This is a genomic window from Albidovulum marisflavi (assembly GCF_025751435.1).
Taxonomy (GTDB): domain Bacteria; phylum Pseudomonadota; class Alphaproteobacteria; order Rhodobacterales; family Rhodobacteraceae; genus Albidovulum; species Albidovulum marisflavi.
On the sequence record NZ_JAOWKY010000001.1, the window covers coordinates 725,274 to 744,125 of the forward strand.

The 18,852-nt window shown below is 66.4% G+C and carries 12 protein-coding genes and 1 pseudogene; 9 read left to right on the forward strand and 4 right to left on the reverse strand.

All coding sequences use genetic code 11. The annotated features are described in order from the left end of the window. Nucleotides 1–52: 52 nt before the first annotated feature. Together OEW28_RS03510 and OEW28_RS03515 are read left to right on the forward strand one after the other, a co-directional pair. The gene (locus OEW28_RS03510; protein WP_263733327.1) at nucleotides 53–706 is read left to right on the forward strand and encodes a response regulator; all 654 of its coding nucleotides are present in this window, start codon (nucleotides 53–55) and stop codon (nucleotides 704–706) included. Next, nucleotides 703–1,947, forward strand: a complete 1,245-nt coding sequence (locus OEW28_RS03515; protein ID WP_263733328.1) for a histidine kinase dimerization/phospho-acceptor domain-containing protein — start codon at nucleotides 703–705, stop codon at nucleotides 1,945–1,947. Before OEW28_RS03510 ends, OEW28_RS03515 begins: the two co-directional genes overlap by 4 nt. Before the next feature lie 85 nt (nucleotides 1,948–2,032). Here OEW28_RS03515 and OEW28_RS03520 read toward each other — a convergent pair whose 3' ends face one another. The 3 genes from OEW28_RS03520 to OEW28_RS03530 all read right to left on the reverse strand — a co-directional run bounded on the left by OEW28_RS03520 (nucleotide 2,033) and on the right by OEW28_RS03530 (nucleotide 5,069). Next, complete coding sequence (locus OEW28_RS03520; protein ID WP_263733329.1) at nucleotides 2,033–3,295, reverse strand: DEAD/DEAH box helicase; 1,263 nt, start codon at nucleotides 3,293–3,295, stop codon at nucleotides 2,033–2,035. Between the two features lie 317 nt (nucleotides 3,296–3,612). Further along, nucleotides 3,613–4,491: a LysR family transcriptional regulator gene (locus OEW28_RS03525; protein ID WP_263733330.1), complete on the reverse strand. Its 879-nt coding sequence runs from the start codon at nucleotides 4,489–4,491 to the stop codon at nucleotides 3,613–3,615. Next, complete coding sequence (locus OEW28_RS03530) at nucleotides 4,491–5,069, reverse strand: isochorismatase family protein (RefSeq protein ID WP_263733331.1); 579 nt, start codon at nucleotides 5,067–5,069, stop codon at nucleotides 4,491–4,493. The genes OEW28_RS03525 and OEW28_RS03530 overlap by 1 nt, the downstream gene beginning before the upstream one ends. A gap of 107 nt (nucleotides 5,070–5,176) precedes the next feature. Here OEW28_RS03530 and OEW28_RS03535 point away from each other — a divergent pair, with 107 nt between their 5' ends. The 6 genes and pseudogenes from OEW28_RS03535 to OEW28_RS03560 all read left to right on the forward strand — a co-directional run bounded on the left by OEW28_RS03535 (nucleotide 5,177) and on the right by OEW28_RS03560 (nucleotide 16,468). Beyond that, complete coding sequence (locus OEW28_RS03535) at nucleotides 5,177–7,621, forward strand: GcvT family protein (protein ID WP_263733332.1); 2,445 nt, start codon at nucleotides 5,177–5,179, stop codon at nucleotides 7,619–7,621. A 69-nt stretch (nucleotides 7,622–7,690) separates the two neighbouring features. After that, entirely contained in the window at nucleotides 7,691–10,135 is a 2,445-nt protein-coding gene (locus OEW28_RS03540) for a GcvT family protein (RefSeq protein ID WP_263733333.1), read from the forward strand. A gap of 77 nt (nucleotides 10,136–10,212) precedes the next feature. Next, a complete protein-coding gene (locus OEW28_RS03545; protein WP_263733334.1) occupies nucleotides 10,213–11,769 on the forward strand; it encodes a trimethylamine methyltransferase family protein in 1,557 nt (518 codons plus the stop codon). 63 nt (nucleotides 11,770–11,832) lie between these two features. Further along, a pseudogene (locus OEW28_RS03550) lies at nucleotides 11,833–12,738 on the forward strand (NAD(P)-dependent oxidoreductase); the annotation flags it as partial. A 90-nt stretch (nucleotides 12,739–12,828) separates the two neighbouring features. After that, complete coding sequence (locus OEW28_RS03555) at nucleotides 12,829–14,445, forward strand: GMC family oxidoreductase (protein ID WP_263733336.1); 1,617 nt, start codon at nucleotides 12,829–12,831, stop codon at nucleotides 14,443–14,445. A gap of 10 nt (nucleotides 14,446–14,455) precedes the next feature. Next, the gene (locus tag OEW28_RS03560) at nucleotides 14,456–16,468 is read left to right on the forward strand and encodes a hydantoinase/oxoprolinase family protein (protein ID WP_263733337.1); all 2,013 of its coding nucleotides are present in this window, start codon (nucleotides 14,456–14,458) and stop codon (nucleotides 16,466–16,468) included. 16 nt (nucleotides 16,469–16,484) lie between these two features. On the opposite strand, the gene OEW28_RS03565 is transcribed toward OEW28_RS03560, so the two are convergent. Then, entirely contained in the window at nucleotides 16,485–17,990 is a 1,506-nt protein-coding gene (locus tag OEW28_RS03565; protein WP_263733338.1) for a sulfatase-like hydrolase/transferase, read from the reverse strand. A 75-nt stretch (nucleotides 17,991–18,065) separates the two neighbouring features. Here OEW28_RS03565 and OEW28_RS03570 point away from each other — a divergent pair, with 75 nt between their 5' ends. Continuing rightward, on the forward strand, nucleotides 18,066–18,851 hold the full coding sequence (locus OEW28_RS03570; protein WP_263733339.1) for a DeoR/GlpR family DNA-binding transcription regulator: 786 nt from the start codon (nucleotides 18,066–18,068) through the stop codon (nucleotides 18,849–18,851). The last annotated feature ends 1 nt before the right edge of the window (nucleotide 18,852 follow it).

Here is an 18,852-nt window from a genome sequence, read left to right on the forward strand (position 1 = left end):
AGGCGATGAAACTGCCACTCGCACCACCTGCTGGAGCAGGCTACAAGGGGTCATGCGCCTGCTGCTGGTCGAAGACACCGATGAGCTTGCCCAGTCGATCCTGAGGTTTCTCAGGGCCGAGGGACATGCCGTCGACCACGCCGCCGATGCCGCAACAGCCGAGGAGGCGATGGCGCTGGCGACCTACGCCTGCGTGATTCTCGACCTTGGCCTGCCCGACGGGTCCGGGCTGGATGTGCTGAGGGCACGCCGCCGGGCGGGTGACCGGACGCCGGTGCTGATCGCCACCGCGCGCGACCAGATCAGCGACCGGATCGCGGGACTGGATGCCGGGGCCGATGACTATGTCGTCAAGCCCTTCGATCTCAGCGAACTGTCGGCCCGCATCCGGGCCCATGCGCGGCGCGGGCAGGGCCTGCCGGAAACCCGGATCGCCGTCGCGGATCTGGAGGTCGATCGCGCCGCCGCGCGGCTTTGGCGGGACGGCGCGGAAATCAGGCTGACGGCGCGGGAATGGGCGGTGTTCGACGCCCTGCTGGGCGCGCGCGGGCGCGTCGTGTCGAAGTCGGTGCTGGAAGATGTGCTGGGCAGTTTCGATACCGCGATCGAAGGCAACGCGGTCGAGGTCTATGTCTCGCGTCTGCGCAACAAGCTTGGCCCCGCGGTGATAGAGACGCGGCGCGGCCTGGGATACGTCTTGCCATGACCGGATCCTTCCGCCCCTGGTCGCTGCGCAGGAAACTGACGCTTCGGGTTCTGTGGCTGGTTCTGGGCGGCTGGCTTGCGACGATCGCGCTGTCTGCCCTCGTGCTGGACCACGAGATGAACGAGATGTTCGACGAGGAACTGCGGGCGCTGGTCGAAACCACGGTTCTCTATCTGGACACCGCGCAGGGTGGGCGAATTCCCCGCACGATCGGCGTGCAGACGAACGATGGCGAGCGCGTGCTGCGCATCCTTTCTCCGGAAGGCACCGGTGCGACCGCGCCCTGGCCCGAACTAATCAGCGACGGTTTCCACGACGCGCCGGGCTGGCGGATCCTGCGCCGCAGCGCCGAAGGCGCCGTGATCGAAGCCGCGCATTCCACCGGGTGGCGCCGCGAAGAGGTGATCGAGGCGGCCTCGGCGTTCCTGATGCTCGCGCTGCCGCTGGTGCTGCTGATCGTCTGGGGCCTGCGCCGGACCGTGTCCGAGGCGACGGCGCCCGTGGCGCGCCTGGCGGGTTCGGTATCGGGGAGAAATCCCGACGACCTCTCGCCGGTCGCCGCCGACGGTTTGCCGAAAGAACTGCGGCCACTGGCCGAGGCCTTCAACGGCTATCTTGCGCGGATAGGTCAGCTGCGCCAGGCAGAGAAGGACTTTGTCGCCAACGCCGCGCACGAGTTGCGCACGCCTCTCGCGGCGCTGCGAGGACGGCTGGAGCTTTCGTCGGATGCCGACACCGTCGCGGCCGTGGAAACGATCGATGCCCTGACCCGCAGGCTTGAGCGGCTGCTGCAGCTTGCGCGGCTCGACGCCGGGGTCGGCCTTGGCCGCGGGCCGTCCGATCTGGTCAGGATCATCGGTCTGCTGATCGACGAACTGCGGCCCTTTGCGTCCCACCCGATCCGGTTCGATGATGGCGATCTGGATGGCCTGACGGTTGCGGCCGATGCCGACGCCATTGCCATCCTGTTGCGCAACCTGATCGAAAATGCGCTTCAGCATGGCACCGGCGAAGTGCGTCTGCGCCTGTCCCCGAACGGGATCGTGTCCATCGAGAACCCAAGCCTCCGGGACGCGCTGCCCGAAGGGCGTTTTGATCGCGGGCGCGGATCATCCGGACTTGGGCTTGGGCTGTCCATCGTTGAAGCGCTGGCCAAGGCGATGGGCGTGCAGGTCAGCCGAACCGTTGGTCAGGGCGCGGTGCGGTTCGAACTTCGATTCCCCTTGCCTCCGGGCGCCTGATCCGCCAGCAAGGTTGCGGCCCTTGGACCAAGCGCTTTTCAGGGTCGCGGACCCGTGGATCCACGACCCTGAACGTCGTTGCGCCTCAGGCCGCGCGGCGGCGGCGCTGACGCCGGCGGTTGCTGTTCGGCGCGCTCTTTTCACCGGCGGCGAAATCCGGCTTCGGGCCGCGATGACGTTTCGGGCCGGGCTTGCGCGCTGTGCGCTCTGCTGAAAACATCGGGCTTTGACCGCCCGCGACCGGAATTTCGATCTTCATCAGCTTCTGGATGTCGCGCAGCTGATCGGCCTCGTCCGGGGTGCAGAACGCGATCGCCTCGCCCTCGCGCCCGGCGCGTGCGGTGCGGCCGATGCGGTGGACGTAGTTGTCGGGCACCTCGGGCAGGTCGTAGTTGATGACATAGGCGACACCCGGAATATCGATGCCGCGCGCGGCGACATCGGTCGCCACGAGGATCGACACCGTGCCGTCACGGAAGGCCTTGATCGCGCGGTCACGCTGGCCCTGGCTCTTGTTGCCGTGGATCGAGGCGGCGTTGAATCCGTCCGCGACAAGGTCCTTCATCAGCTTTTCCGCGCCGTGCTTCGTGCGCGAGAAAACCAGCGTCAGTGCGCCAAGGTCGCGCGTCAGGATATCGCGCAGCATGTCGGGCTTGCGCGCACGGTCCAGGAAATAGACCGACTGCGTGATCTTGTCGGCAGCCTTGCCCGGAGGCGAAACCTGCACGCGCTTGGGGTTGGTCAGGTAGGCGCGGCTCAGTTCTTCCATCTGCTTGGGCATGGTGGCGGAAAAGAGCATCGTCTGACGCGGTGTGCCCAGGCGCGGCGCGATCTTGCGCAGGGCGTGGATGAAGCCGAGGTCAAGCATCTGGTCGGCCTCGTCCAGGACGAGGTGACGCACGGTGGAAAGATCGACCGCGCCGCGATCCATCAGGTCGATCAGGCGGCCGGGCGTCGCGACAAGGATGTCGGCGCCACGCTTCAGGACCTCGATCTGCTTGTTGATGGACTGGCCGCCGACGACGGTCACGATGCGGACCTTTGTGCCGGTGGTCAGCACCCGCAGGCTGTCGGCGATCTGGTTCACCAGCTCGCGCGTCGGCGCCAGGATCAGCGCCTTGACCGTCTTGGGCTCGGGCTTGCCGGGCTGCGCCAGAAGCTGATCGATCAGCGGCAGGCCGAAGGCCAGCGTCTTGCCGGTGCCGGTCTGGGCAAGGCCAAGGATGTCGTCGCCTTGCAGCGCAAGCGGGATCGCCTGATTCTGGATCGGCGTCGGTTGGGTCAGGCCCGCGCGCTTCACGGCGGCGGTCAGGGTCGGCGCAAGGCCGAGCATGTCAAAGTCGAACAAGGTATTCCTTTCGGGCCGCGCCAATGCGGGCGCAGCAACATTGGGGCCACGAAAGTCGTGGCAAGCGAGGGTTTCGCCGGGCTGCCGGACCTGCGCCGCATGCGCCTGTCCTGCCTGACGTTCAGAACCCTGCGTGATGGGGAACCGGAAGTTGGTGTCGCCGGTGCGCCCGGTTCTTGGGCGCGGCTGTCTCACGCGGCAGCGCAGCGAACACGCGGCACATGCGCGCTCGGCGCCGTCGTGTCAAGGGTGATCGATGGGAAACCGGGGACTGCGTGGTCGTATTTCCCGAGCTGTGGCAATTCTTGGCCCGTTCCTCAGGCACCCTTCACCTGAGCTTTTGGCGCGGGCGCGCGGAAGTGATCCCTCAGGATCTGGAACAGGCGGCGCTGAACGGGGCGGTGGCGCTGGCGCTGGTTGACCCCCACGAACACTGCCTGGGGGATGGGCTGAGCATCGGCCACGCGGCGGCAGACGCCCTCGCCCAACAGGGCGCCGGCGGATTCGCGCAGGACATAGGCGGTGCCGCCCATCGTGCGCATCAGGCTGACCATCGCAGCGTTCTGGCCGATCGACAGGGTCGCGGTGGCCAGCGCCGGATGCAGCGCCGCGTGGGCGTGCGGGATCGCGTCGGAAAAATGCGGCAGGATATAGGTTTCGCGGCGCACCTCCTCTAGCCGGTCGACCTCGGTCGAGACCATTTCGTAGGTGATTTCCCCCAGTGGTTCGAAATAGAGGTCCGGATGGAAGCGGGGCGAAAACAGGATGGCAAGGTCTTCGGCCCCCGTCGTCAGGTCCGCGCACATCTGGGCGGAATAGTCGGCTTCGAAGAAAAAGGACGTGTCGGGAAACGCCGCGCGGAAAGCCCGGATAAGCTCGGAAAAGTGGCCGCCTACAAGATCGTGCTGGATTCCGATGCGAACGGTCGCTGCGCGGCCCCCGCTTTGGCTGATGGCGTGGCGCGCCTCGGCCCAACCCAGGCGCAGGCTGCGCGCATGCGGCTCGAACCGCATGCCTTGAAGCGTCAGCGACGTGCCCGCGCGCGAGCGCAGGAACAGCCGCTGGCCCAAGGCGGTTTCCAGCGCCCGGATGCGGCCGGAAACGGTGGACTGCGTCACCCCCAGCCGTTCGGCGGTCCGGTTGAAGCTGCGGGTTTCGCACAGGTCCAGGAATGTTTCGATCAGCTCGATCTGCATCAGAGCGTCAGCCCGGCCGGAAGCGTGGTCCCGATCTGCGCCTTCACACGCGCCAAGGTTTCAAGGTCGCGGACCCATTCGTAGTAGATGCCCTTGACCGTCGAGATATGAACCCCGCCGCCGCGCATCCGCTCAAGCCCCGCCGCGTGGCATGCGCCGGGCGAACCGGTGGCATCCGACAAAGCGGCGACCCGAAAGCCGGCGCCGATCAGCCCAAGGGCGGACTGCGCCACGCAAACGTCAGTCTCAAGCCCGGCCAGAACGACGTCGCCGCGGCCCCGCGACGTGAGATCCGCAAGGATGTCCGGCTGCCCGGCAAGCCCGAAGACGCGCTTGTCGTGAACAAGCGTCCCCTCGGGCAGCGCGGCGGTGATGGGGGGAACCGGCGGCCCGTTCGCGGCGATGTCCTCGGCCATCGCGATGATGGGCACGCCAAGCGCGTCCGCCGCCCTCACAAGCCAGCAGATGCGACCGACAAGCGGCGTCCGCTCCGCCTCGGGCAACTTGTCCAGAAAGACGGACTGGACGTCGATGACCGCAAGAACCGAGGTGTCGCGGGAAAACAGAGGCTCATTCATGGGCGGCTCCTTATCGGAATATCCGATTAATAACCGCGCTACGAGCGAATTGAAAGCGGCGCGCCAGATCGCGATACTCGCGCCCGACAAGACCTTGGGAGCAAAGCATGAGCGGCATACCTTCGACAGCGCGAGTTGTGATCATCGGCGGAGGCGTTGTCGGCGTTTCATCGCTTTACCACCTGGCCAAGGCGGGCTGGACGGACTGCGTGCTTCTGGAAAAGAACGAACTGACGGCGGGTTCGACCTGGCACGCGGCGGGCAACGTACCGACCTTCTCGACCTCGTGGTCGCTGATGAACATGCAGCGCTATTCGACCGAGCTTTATCGCGGGCTTGGCGCGGCGGTCGATTACCCGATGAACTACCACGTGACCGGATCGATCCGCCTGGCCCATTCGAACGAACGGATGCAGGAATTCGAACGCGCCAAGGGCATGGGCCGCTACCAGGGCATGAACATCGAGATCCTGGGCGCAGATGAGATCAAGGGCAAGTATCCCTTCATGGAAACCCACGGCCTGAAGGGCGCGCTTTACGATCCGGCCGACGGTGACATCGACCCGGCGCAGCTGACCCAGGCGTTGGCCAAGGGCGCGCGCGACATGGGCGCCACGATCCTGCGCTTTACCCCGGCAACGGGCGTCAGCCGAGAGAACGGGGAATGGATCGTTCACACCGAAAAGGGCGACATTCGCTGCGAATACGTGGTCAATGCCGCCGGCTACTACGCGCAGCGCGTCGGCGAGTGGTTCAAGCCCTACGGAGGGCGCACGGTGCCGATGATGGTGATGTCGCACCAGTACCTGCTGTTCGAGGAGGTCGACGCGGTGAAGGACTGGTCGACCTCGGCCGGGCAAAAGCTGCCGCTGCTGCGCGATGTCGACACCTCCTATTACCTGCGGCAGGAAAAGTACGGCTTCAACCTTGGCCCGTATGAACGCAACTGCAAGGCGCACTGGGCCACGCCCAACGACCCGATGCCTGACGACTTCTCGTTCCAGCTGTACCCTGACGACCTGGATCGGCTGGAATTCTACATCGAAGACGCCCTGGCGCGCGTGCCGGTGCTGGGTGAGGCGGGGGTCAGCAAGGTCATCAACGGCCCCATCCCCTATGCGCCGGACGGAAATCCGCTGATCGGACCCATGCCGGGCGTGCCGAACGCATTCGAGGCCTGCGTCTTCACCTTCGGCATCGCCCAGGGCGGTGGCGCGGGCAAGGTGCTGGCCGAGTGGATTACTGAGGGCTGCACCGAGTGGGACATGTGGTCCTGCGACCCGCGCCGCTTCACCGACTACACCGACCCGGAATACTGCGTGGAAAAGGGCAAGGAGGTGTATGGGCACGAATACGCCATGCACTTCCCCTGGCACCGCTGGCCCGCAGCGCCGGATCGCAAGCTTTCCCCGGTGCACGACAAGGTCAAGGCACTGGGTGGCCAGTTCGGTCCCTACAACGGGTGGGAGCGCGCGAACTGGTTCGCGAAACCGGGCGACGACACCTCCGAGGAGGCGACCCAGACCTGGAACCGCGCGGGCCCGTGGGAGGCCCGCATCCGCGAGGAATGCGAGGCGGTCCGCGACGGGGTTGGCGTCTTGAACCTGCCCGGTTTCTCGCGCTTCGACCTGTCCGGTGCGGGCACCGCAGACTGGCTGCGCGGAATGATCTCGGGCGCGTTGCCCAAGATCGGGCGGATGAACCTTGGCTACTTCCCCGACAAGCGCGGCCGCATCCTGACCGAGATGTCGATCCTGCGCCACGGCGCGGACGACTTTACCCTGATCACCGCCGCGACCGCGCAGTGGCACGATGGCGAGCATCTGCGCCGAAACCTTGCGCCCGGCCTGTCGCTGACGGACCGCACGGTCGAGTTCGACACGCTGATCGTCTCGGGCCCCAAGGCGCGCGATCTTTTCGCCGCGATCGGCGAGGCCGACCTGTCGCTGCCCTGGCTCTCGATCCAGTCCGCGACCGTCGCGGGGCGGCCTGCGATGCTGGCGCGCGTCAGCTTCGCCGGAGAACTGGGATGGGAGGTTCACGCCAAGGTGGCCGACATGCCCGCGATCTACGACGCGGTCCTGGGCGCGGGGGCGAAACCCTTTGGCATGTGGGCGCTGAATTCGCTGCGCCTGGAAAAGGGCTACCGTGCGTGGAAGGGCGATCTTTCGACGGACTACAGCCTGCTGGAAGGTGGTCTCGAGCGATTCATCAAGTTCGACAAGCCGCAGGATTTCCCGGGCAAGGCGGCATTGCTGGCAGAAAAGCAGCGCGGTTCGAAAAAGCGCTTCGTGACGCTGGTGGTCGACGCGGGCGAGGCTGACGCGCCTTACATGTCGACGCTCTGGCACGACGGCGCGGTCGTCGGCGAAACCACCTCGGGCGGATGGGGCTACCGCGTGGGCAAGTCGATCGCGTTCGGGATGGTCCGATCGGACCTTGCGACACCCGGAACCCAAATCGAGGTCGAAATCTATGGCGAGCGTCGCCGCGCGGTCGTGCAGCCGGATCAACCCCTGTGGGATCCGGAAAATGAGCGGATCCGTGCCTGATCCCGATCATCCTAAGGCGCGCGCTCGGCGCGCGCACGCCACCGTTTCCGCCAGCAAGGAGCCTGTGCAATGACTTCCCTTCCCACCCAGGCGCGTGTCGTCATCATCGGCGGCGGCGTCGTCGGATGTTCGGTCGCCTACCATCTGACCAAGCTTGGTTGGAAGGACGTGGTTCTGCTTGAACGCAAGCAGTTGACCTGTGGCACGACATGGCACGCCGCAGGGCTGATCGGGCAGTTGCGCGCCTCCGCCAACATGACCCGGCTCGCGAAATATTCCGCCGACCTCTACCGTGGACTTGAGGCCGAGACGGGGCTGGCCACAGGCGTCAAGACCGTGGGCTCGATCTCGGTCGCGCTGACGGACGCCCGGAAGGAGGAACTGTTCCGCTCCGCCTCGATGGCGCGCGCCTTCGGCGTTCCGGTCGAGGAGATGTCGCCGCAGGAAGTCAAGGAGCGCTACGCCCATCTGAACATAGAGGGCGTGAAGGCAGGCGTCTGGCTTCCGACCGACGGGCAGGGCGATCCGGCCAACATCGCGCTTGCGCTGGCCAAGGGCGCACGCCAGCGCGGCGCGCTGGTCGTCGAGGGCGTCAAGGTCACGGGGATCGCGGTCGAGGGACGCCGCGCGAAATCGGTGTCCTGGCAACAGGGCGGGGAAAGCGGCACGATCGTGGCCGATCACGTCGTCAACTGCGCCGGCATGTGGGGCCATGAGGTCGGCCGCATGGCGGGTGTAAACGTGCCGCTGCACGCCTGCGAGCACTTCTACATCGTCACCGAGCCGATCGAGGGCCTCAGCCAGATGCCGGTCCTGCGGGTGCCCGACGAATGCGCCTATTACAAGGAGGACGCGGGCAAGTACCTTCTGGGCGCATTCGAGCCGAACGCCAAGCCCTGGGGCATGAAGGGCATCCCCGAGGACTTCTGCTTCGACCAACTGCCCGAGGACTTCGATCATTTCGAACCGATCCTGGAGCGTGCCGTGAACCGCCTGCCGATGCTGGCGGAGGCGGGCATCCACACCTTCTTCAATGGACCCGAAAGCTTCACCCCCGACGACGCCTATAACCTTGGCCTGTCGCTTGAGGTGGACAACTGCTGGGTCGCGGCGGGCTTCAACTCCATCGGCATCCAGTCGGCGGGAGGCGCGGGAATGGCGCTCGCGCAGTGGATGGAGACGGGTGAAAAGCCCTTCGACCTTGGCGACGTGGACGTGGCGCGCAACCAGCCCTTCCAGGGCAACCGCCACTACCTGTTCGAACGCTCCAAGGAGACGCTGGGCCTGCTTTACGCCGACCACTTCCCCTATCGCCAGAAGGACACCGCGCGCGGTGTGCGCCGAACGCCCTTCCACACCCATCTGGAAGCCCAGGGCGCGGTCTTCGGAGAAATCGGAGGATGGGAGCGCGCCAACTGGTTCGCGGCACCGGGCCAGGAGCGCGAATACCGCTACAGCTGGGGTCCGCAGAACTGGTTCTCGAACCAGGCGGCGGAACACAACGCGGTGCGCACCAATGTCGGCATGTACGACATGTCCTCGTTCGGAAAGATCCGGGTCGAGGGGCGCGACGCGGAGGCCTATCTGAACCTTATCTGCGGCGCTGACATGTCGGTCCCGGCGGGCAAGATCGTCTATACCCAGTTCCTGAACGCGGCGGGCGGGATCGAGGCGGACGTGACCGTGACGCGACTAAGCGAAACGGCTTATCTCGTCGTCACCCCCGCCGTGACCCGACCAAAGGACCAGGCATGGATGCGCCGCAACATCGGTGACTTCAACGTCGTCATCACCGATGTCACGGCGGCCGAGGGCGTGCTGGCCGTGATGGGGCCGAACGCCCGCAAGCTGATGCAAGCCGTCAGCCCGAACGACTTCTCGAACGCCGCCAATCCCTTCGGCACCGCGCAGGAGATCGAGATCGGCATGGGATTGGCGCGCGCGCATCGCGTGTCCTACGTCGGCGAGCTGGGATGGGAGATCTACATTTCCTCCGACATGGCGGCGCATGTCTTCGAAACGCTATGGGATGCGGGCCGGGACTTTGGGCTGAAACTGTGCGGCATGCACATGATGGACAGCTGCCGGATCGAAAAGGCGTTCCGCCACTTCGGCCACGACATCACATGCGAAGACAACGTGCTCGAGGCGGGGCTGGGCTTCGCGGTCAAGACCACGAAGCCCGGCTTCATCGGCCGCGATGCGGTGCTGCGCAAGAAGGAGGCCGGGCTTGACCGGCGGATGGTGCAGTTCCGCCTGCTGGAGCCAGAAGTCATGGTCTACCACAACGAACCGGTGATCCGTGACGGCCGGATCGTCAGCCACCTTACCTCCGGTGCCTACGGACATCACCTGGGGGGCGCGATCGGCATGGGGTACCTGCCCTGCAAGGGCGAAAGCACCGACGAGATCCTGGCCTCTGGCTACGAGATCGAGGTTGCCGGGCGGCGGGTGAAGGCCGAGGTGTCGCTGGCACCGATGTACGATCCCAAGGGCGAACGCGTGCGGGCCTGATACGAGGGACCGGGACAGCCCCGGCCTTCGGAAGACGTGAACCAAAGTGAAAGCAGACCGCTTTCGGGAGAGACAAGATGTCGGATGATGCGCTGAATTGCGAGCCGCGGCGGGCGGCACGGGCGGGCGGGCGCGAGGCGCGTCGCGCCCTGAGGGCCGCGCCGCTTGCGGAAAACATCCGCCCAGTGCGGGCGGGGCTTGACGGCGGGCAGTACCGGCCCCTGACCGAAGCCGGGATCGCTCGCATCCACCAGGCTGCGCTTGAGGCGCTTGAGGTCATCGGTCTGGCGAACGCCCCCGCATCGGGTGTCGAGGCGATGACACGGGCCGGGGCCATCCTGGGCGACGACGGGCGGCTGCGCTTCCCCCGCGCGCTGGTCGAGGACATGCTGGCGGTCGCCGCGCGCGACATCACGCTTCACGGGCGCGATCCCCGGCACGACCTGCATCTGTCCGGCACCAAGGTGCATTTCGGCACCGCTGGGGCTGCCGTTCATATCGTTGACCTCGAGACCAACACCTATCGCGATTCCACCGCGCAGGACCTTTACGACGCGGCGCGGATCACCCATCAGCTTGACAACGTGCACTTCTTCCAGCGCGCGATGGTCTGCCGCGACGTCCTGGACAACTACGAAATGGACCTGAACACGCTTTATGCCTGCTGTTCGGGGACCACGAAGCATGTCGGCACTTCGTTCAGCGACCCCTCCCATGTCGAGGGCTGCATGGAGCTGATCCACATGATCGCCGGCGGAGAAGAGCAGTGGCGCGCGCGCCCGTTCATCTCGAACTCGAACTGCTTCGTCGTGCCGCCGATGAAATTCGCCGAGGAAAGCTGCGTCACGATGGAAAAGCTGATCCGCGCGGGCATGCCGGTTCTGCTTCTGTCGGCGGGGCAGGCGGGGGCGACGGCGCCCGCGCCCATCGCGCTGGCGATCGTGCAGGCGGTGGCCGAATGCCTTGCCGGCGTGGTCTATGTCAACGCGATCAAGCCGGGGCATCCGGCCGTTTTCGGAACCTGGCCCTTCGTCAGCGACCTGCGCACCGGGGCGATGTCGGGCGGCAGCGCGGAACAGGCGCTTCTTACCGCAGGCTGCGCGCAGATGCATCGGTTCTACAACCTGCCCGGCGGCGCCGCCGCGGGGATTTCGGACGCGAAGCTGCCCGACATGCAGGCGGGCTGGGAACAGGCCATCACCAACACGCTGGCCGGCCTGTCGGGCCTGAACATGGTCTACGAATCGGTCGGCATGCACGCCTCGCTGCTGGGGTTCTGCCTGGAATCGCTGGTGCTGGGCGACGACATCCTGGGCCAGGTCCTGCGCTGCGTGCGCGGCATCGACGTGAACGAGGATTCGACCTCGATCGAGGCGATGAAGGAAGTTTGCCTGGGCGGGCCGGGCCACTATCTTGGATCGGGCCAGACGCTCAGCCTGATGCAGACGGAGTATGTCTACCCGGCGATCGGCAACCGGATGAGCCCGAAGGAATGGGTCGAGGCCGGGCGGCCGATGCTGCTGGACCAGGCGATCCGGCGCAAGAACGAGATCCTGGCGGCCTCGGGATGCCAGATCACGCCCGATCTGGACCGTGCGATCCGCACCAGATTCAACATGTACTTCAACGACTAGTCACGCAAACGCCGGTGCGGGGCCGCGCGGGCGCGGCCTGCGCCTCGACGGCGAAGGAGAAAGCGCGAAATGCATTACGCCTACATTGGCCTTGGAAACCTTGGCGCGAACTGCGCCGCCTGTCTGCTCCGGGCGGGGTTCGAGCTTACGGTCTTCGACCTGAATCGGGCCGCCGCGGATCCGTTGATCGAGGCGGGCGCACAGTGGGCCGACAGCGCCGCCGATGCCGCCGCACGCGCGGATCACGTCATCACCTGCCTTCCCTCGCCCGCCGTTACGGAAAAGGTGCTTGCCCAGATCCTGCCCGTGATGAAGCCCGGCGCGACCTGGATCGAGATGTCGACACTTGGCCGCGACGACGTTCTGGCCTTTGCCAAGATCGCCGAGGCCAGCGGCATCCGGATGCTGGAACTGCCTGTCACAGGCGGCGTGCACCTGGCCGCGCGGGGCGAGATCACGATGCTTCCGGGCGGGGACAAGGAACTTGTCGACCTGCACTGGAAGGCGTTCGAGGCGATGGGCAATCGCATCTTCCACATGGGGCCGCTGGGGTCGTCCTCGATCATCAAGGTCATCACCAACATGTTGGCCTTCATCCACCTGAAAGCCTGCTCCGAGGCACTGATGCTGGCCAAGCGCGGCGGGCTGGACCTGGGACAGGCCTGGCACGCGATCCAGGCGTCGTCGGGCAATTCCTTCGTGCACGAAACCGAGGGCGCGCTGATCCTCAACGGCTCCTACGACATCGCCTTCGACATTGACCTTGCGCTCAAGGATCTTGGCTTCGCGCTTGGGTTCGGCAAGGAATTCGGCGTGCCGCTCGACCTCGCCAGCATGACGAACCAGACCTATGTGGCGGCCAAGGCGGCATATGGCGGCAAGGCCCAGTCCCCGATGATCGCCAAGCTGCTTGAGGACCTTCTGGGCACCGATCTTCGCGCGCCGGGCTTTCCCGCCCGGCTTGAGTAATCCCGAAGCGACATGTTTCGTCGCGGATCGGACTGAAACCGGGCGTGGCCGGGTGCATCAGGGCTTTTGCCACGCCTTGGGGAGTTTGAGTTGGACGGGTTCGATTACATCATTGTCGGCGCGGGATCTGCGGGTTGCGTGCTGGCCGAAAGGCTGTCCGCGAACGGGCGCCACAGGGTGCTGGTGCTGGAAGCCGGCGGATCGGACCGCCGCTTCTATGTCAACCTTCCGTTGGGCTACGGCAAGCTGTTCTTCAACCCCGACGTCAACTGGATGTATCGGACCGAGCCCGATCCGGGGCTGGCGGGAACCCGCGATTTCTGGCCGCGTGGCAAGATTCTGGGCGGATCGAGCTCGATCAACGCGATGGTCTGGATCCGCGGACATCAGAGCGACTACGACGACTGGGAGGCAGAGGCGGGCGCCGACTGGGGTTGGAACGCGGCGCGCGAAGCCTATCGCGCGATCGAGGACAACGAGGCCGGGGGGAACGAGTTGCGCGGCGCAGGTGGCCCACTTTTCATCTCGGCCAACCGGCGCGACTTGCATCCGCTGGTCGACAGCTACGTCCGTTCCGCCGAGGCCGCCGGTCTGCCGAGGACGGAGGACTTCAATGGCGGCCAACAGGAAGGCGTCGGTATCTACCAGATGACGATAAAGGGGGCCCGCCGCAATTCGACGGCGCGTGCCTTCCTGCGCCCCGCGATGAAGCGCAAGAACGTGACTGTGCGGACCCATGCACACGCCACGCGCGTCCTGTTCGAGGGGCGGCGCGCGGTCGGGGTCGAGTACTACCATGCCGGCAAGCTGCACAAGGTCCGCGCCGGTCGTGAGGTGATCCTGTCGGGCGGCGCGATCAACTCGCCCCAGTTGCTGATGTTGTCGGGCATCGGCCCGGCCGGGCACCTGAAGGACCACGGCATCGAGGTCTTGGCCGACCTTCCGGCGGTTGGACAGAACCTGAACGACCACCAGGGCATCAACTACACCTGGCGGATGAAGGTGCCGACCTACAACGACCTTCTGCGCCCGTGGTGGGGCAAGGCGTTTGCGGGGATGAAGTACTTCATGGGCGGCGCGGGTCCGTTGGCCAAGTCGATCAACCACGCGGGCGGGTTCTTCCGCACCTCGCCTGACCTGCCGCGCCCGAACATGCAGCTTTACTTCCAGGCGTTCTCGACGCTGATCCCCCGCGACGGGGAACGGCCGCTGCTGACGCCCGATCCGTTCTCGGGGCTGTCGATCGGACTTTCGAATTGCCGTCCGACCAGCAGGGGTGAAATCACGCTGAATTCGGGCGATCCCTTCGCGGCGCCCAAGATCGTCGCCAACGCGTTTTCGACCAATCACGATGTCGACGAAATGCTGCTTGCGGTGAAGTTCCTGCGCCACATCGCGGCGCAGGATCCGATCCGCGGCCTGATTGCCGAAGAGCTGCGACCCGGTCCCGAGGTGCACACGGACGAGGATCTTATCGCCGATTTCCGTGCGCGATCGGGCACGGTCTTCCATCCGTCCTGCACCGTTCGCATGGGCCGCGATCCGGCGGCCTCGGCGGTCGATCCCGATCTGAAGGTCCGGGGTGTCGAGGGGCTCAGGGTCTGTGACGCGTCGGTCTTTCCCACGCTGATCGGCGGGAATACAAATGCGCCGTCGATTCTGACGGGATGGATCGGGGCGGGGCGGATCCTCAGGGACGCCGGTTGAGGGAAAAGGCATGGCATATCTTCTGGGCGTCGATACCGGCGGTACCTACACCGACGCGGTGATCCTGAACGAGGCAGAGGACCGCGTGATCGCCTCGGCAAAGTCGCTCACGACTCGGCCGGACCTGTCGCTGGGGGTCGGACGTGCCATTGACGCCGCCTTGGGTCAGGCCGGCATCGATGCGTCACAGGTCGGCATGGTCTCGCTTTCCACCACGCTTGCGACGAACGCGCTGGTCGAGGGGCAGGGCGGTCGCGTCGCGCTGATCTTCATCGGATTCGAGGCGGCAGAGCTTGCACGCGCGGGTCTGGAAGAGGCGATGAAGGGCGACCCGGTCGTGCGCATCGCCGGAGGCCACAACCATGCGGGCGCCGAGGCCACGGCGCTGGACATGGTCGCGGTCGAGGCCGCCGCACTGCGCCTTGGGCCGGAGGTCACGGGTTTTGCCGTCGCGTCTGCCTTCGCGACCCGCAACCCCGCGCACGAGATCGCGGCGCGGGATGCCATCCGCAGTCTGGCGCATCGCCCGGTCACCTGTTCGCATGAACTGAGCGCGGGCCTGAACGGGCCCCGGCGCGCGTTGACGGCGGTGTTGAACGCCCGTCTGATCGGGATGATCGACGGGCTTATCACGGCGTGCGAGGCGCATATGGCCGCACGCGGAATCATAGCGCCGCTGATGGTCGTCCGGGGCGATGGCGCGCTGGTGTCCTCGAACCTCGCGCGCGAGCGGCCGATCGAGACGATCCTGTCCGGTCCCGCGGCCTCGATCGCGGGGGCAAGCTGGCTGTCCGGCGAAACCGAGGCGCTGGTCTCCGACATCGGCGGAACGACGACGGATGTCTGCCTGCTGCAGGACGGCAAACCCAAAATCGACCCCTTGGGCGCGCGGGTCGGTCCCTACCGCACCATGGTCGAGGCCGTGGCGATGCGGACGACGGGTTTGGGGGGCGACAGCGAGGTGCACCTGATCGACGGTCTGGAGACCAGCCTGAGACTGGGTCCGCGCCGCCTGATGCCGCTGTCCCTTGCGGCGCGCGACTGGCCCGAACTGGTCCACGGCGCGCTGGATTCCTGGCTGGGCACCGATATGGCCAGCGAACAGGATGGCCGGTTCGCGATCCCGATGTGGAAGGACGGCCCGCCCGCGGGTCTGGCCCCGCGCGAGGCGGCGGTCGCCGAACGTCTGCTTGCCGGTCCGATGCGGGTTGTCGACGCGGTTCGCACCCGGCTTGAGTTTCCCGCGCTGATGAAGCTCGTGTCGCGGGGCGCAGTGATGATCGCGGGCGTCACGCCCTCGGACGCGGCCCACGTCCTTGGCCGGCTCGACAGCTGGGATGCCGACGCGGCGCGCAAGGGGCTGACCTTGTTCGCCAGGCGGCGGAATGGGCGCGGCGACCGGATCGCCCCGGCGCCCGAGGCGCTGGCGGGCCGCATCGTCGATCAGCTGACGCAGCAGACGGTCGAGTGCCTGCTTGAGGCAGCCTTCGCCGAGGACGGTGCAGCCTGGCCGCAGGAGGCGCCCGAGGTTCTGGCCCGCCACGCGCTGACGCGGGCCGCTTTCGCCGTGCATTCCGGCGTGGTTCGGCTGAACGCCAGCCTGGGCGTTCCGGTCATTGGGCTTGGCGCTTCTGCGCCGTCCTACTACGGCGCGGTGGGCGAGCGTGTCGGTGCCCGCATGATCCTGCCAGAGCACGCGGGCGTCGCGAACGCCATCGGCGCCGTCGTGGGCCAGATCGCGATGCATTCCGAAGGGATTGTGACCAGCCCCGGCCCTGGCATATTTTCCGCGCATCTGCCCGCCGGCCCCGCCCGCTTTGCCGATCAATCGGCGGCCATCGCGGCACTTGAGGCGGCGCTGTCGGAAGAGGCGACCAGCCGCGCCCGCGCCTCGGGGGTCGAGGAGCTGCGGCTGACCGTCGACCGCGACATCCGGGAGATCGAGATCGAGGGCCAACCGATGTTCATCGAAGCACGGTTGAGGGTCACCGCCCAGGGGCGTCCGCGCATCGCTGTGGGCTGATTGCGGCAAACGGCGCTCAGGCCGTCAGGCACCCGTCATGGGTTGCCCGTGTGCGGGCGAACAGCCCTTCGGCATGGGTCATCCGGTGGTCCAGCAGCCTTTGCGTCAGCGCAAGAAGCAGCGGGACCTGCGCCGGATCGGTTGCGAGGTTGCGCGCGTGCGGTCCCTCGCGCCGATCGAACAGCAGGGGTGGCAGGCCGCCGTTGAAATGGACCAGAACATGCGTCTCGGTCCGCAGGATCGCCAGGTTGCATCGCTCGGCGCCCAGGCCGAGCGAAGCTTCCCACACCGTCGGCTTCACAGGGTCGGCGTAATCCAGTTCCGACACCGTATGCGCGCGCCAGTCATCCGGCGCCGCGCCCGTCAGCAGCGGCAGAAGGCTGCGCCCGTCCATCGTCGGAGGGCGCGCCTGGCCTATCCAGTCAAGGATCGTCGGCGTTATGTCGATCGACTCGGTCGGCAGATCGGTCGCGATTCCGCGCGCGCGTCTGGCCCTTGGGTCGCGCAGGATCAGGGGAACGTGCCAGGCTGGCGCGTGATAGTGCATCTTTCCCCAACCGTGATGATCGCCCAGCATCTCGCCATGGTCGGCGGTCACGACGATCAGGGTTCGGTCGTATTGCCCGCTGTCCTTCAGCCAGGTCAGGATCCGCCCAAGGTGATGATCCACCTCGGCGGCAAGGCCAAGGTAGAGCGCGCGCAGGGTACGGACCGTGTCGTCCGTTGGTTCCAGGCCGGGGAAGCCCTCGACCATGTCGGATGCCGTCGCGGCCGCAAGCGCCGGGGCGACGAAGGGGTGCGAGGCCATCGCCGCGCTGCGGCTTTCGGTCACCAGAGGCAAGGGAAGGCGGGCGGGATCGATCAGGCGGTTCCACGGCTCTGGCGCGACAAGCGGGGGATGGGGCCGCAGATAGGTCACATGCGCGAACCAGCCCGGACGGGTGGCACGAAGGTGGCTGATCACCTGATCGGTCAAAAAGGCGGTGTCGCTGTCCTCGGCGCGGTAAAGGGCGGGGTCGGTGAGGTTCGGGCCGCTCTGGCGGAAGATGTCGGGATAGTCCGGCACGTCGTAGCCCCGGCTGATCAGGTGCGCGCGCCACGGCGTGCTCAGTTCCATCCGCATTTCGACAACCTCGTCGAAACCGGGAATCACCTGCTCATAGGATTTCAGTGCCGGGTCGTTGGGGTGATGGATGCGGGGATCCTTGGCAATGTCGGTATAGCCGAACAGCAGCGGCTGATAGCCCGCCTTGCGCGCCTCGGTCGCCAGGTTTGGCTTGTCGTGCGGCAGCGGCGTTCCGTTGCGGACTGAGCGATGGTTCATCGCATATTGCCCGGTCAGCAGCGAAGCCCGCGCGGGTCCGCAGGGATTGGCGACCGAATGGTGATTGCGGAACGCCATCGCGTCCGCCGCGAGCGCACGGATGTTGGGAAGCACTGCATGATCGGCAAGCGCGCCCCAAAGACAGTCTGCGCGCAACTGGTCGATCACCACGAAAAGCACATTGTCCGGCTGCGTCATCACGGGTTCCCCTCGCGATTTATCGTGTGGTTTTATGTGTGGAAATATGTGTAAGTGTTTTCCCAGAGGGATTCCATGCCGAAAAGCAAGCCGGTCAAGGCAACGCATCGCGAACATGAGTTTCTGGAAGTCCTGCGGCGTTACGGCGGATCGGCCCGCAACGCCGAAATCGCGCGCGCGCTGGACGTATCCGAGGAAACGGTGCGCCGGCTTGCAAAGCAGCTTGAGCGGGAGGGGCGCGCCGAGCGCATGCACGGCGGCACGCTGCTTGTCGGCGCAGAGCCGGGGTTTCATCAGCGCATCGCCCAGAACACCGATGGCAAGCGGCAGATCGCAGCCGCTGTCGCAGAGGAGATCCAGGACGGAATGTGCGTGTTCCTGGACGTGGGGACCACCACCAGCCTGACCGCCGAGGCGCTGAGGGAGCGGCATCGCCTGATGGTCGTCACCAATTCTCTGATGGCGGCGCAGGTCCTGGCAAACCACAACGACAACCGGGTGTTCCTGACCGGCGGCGAACTGGGTGGTGAAGAGCGCGGAAACTATGGCCCGCTGGCCGAGGCCGCCATTCGCGGCTTTTCCTTCGATGCGGTGATCCTGTCCGCGAACGGCTTGACGGAACGGACGGGCTTCACGGTCTTCAATCCGGCAGAGGCCAGCATCGCGCGGCTCGCCGCCAGCCGCGCGCGCCGCCGAATCGTCGGGGTCGACCATGAAAAGTTCGGTCGGCAGGCCCCGGTGGCGACGGTCGCGGCCGAAGACGTCGATCTGATGGTCAGCGACCGCGCCCCGCCAGAGCCGATCGCCCGCGCGCTCGCGCTGGCTGAAGTCGTCACCCTGATCGCCCGCAGGAAGGACTAGC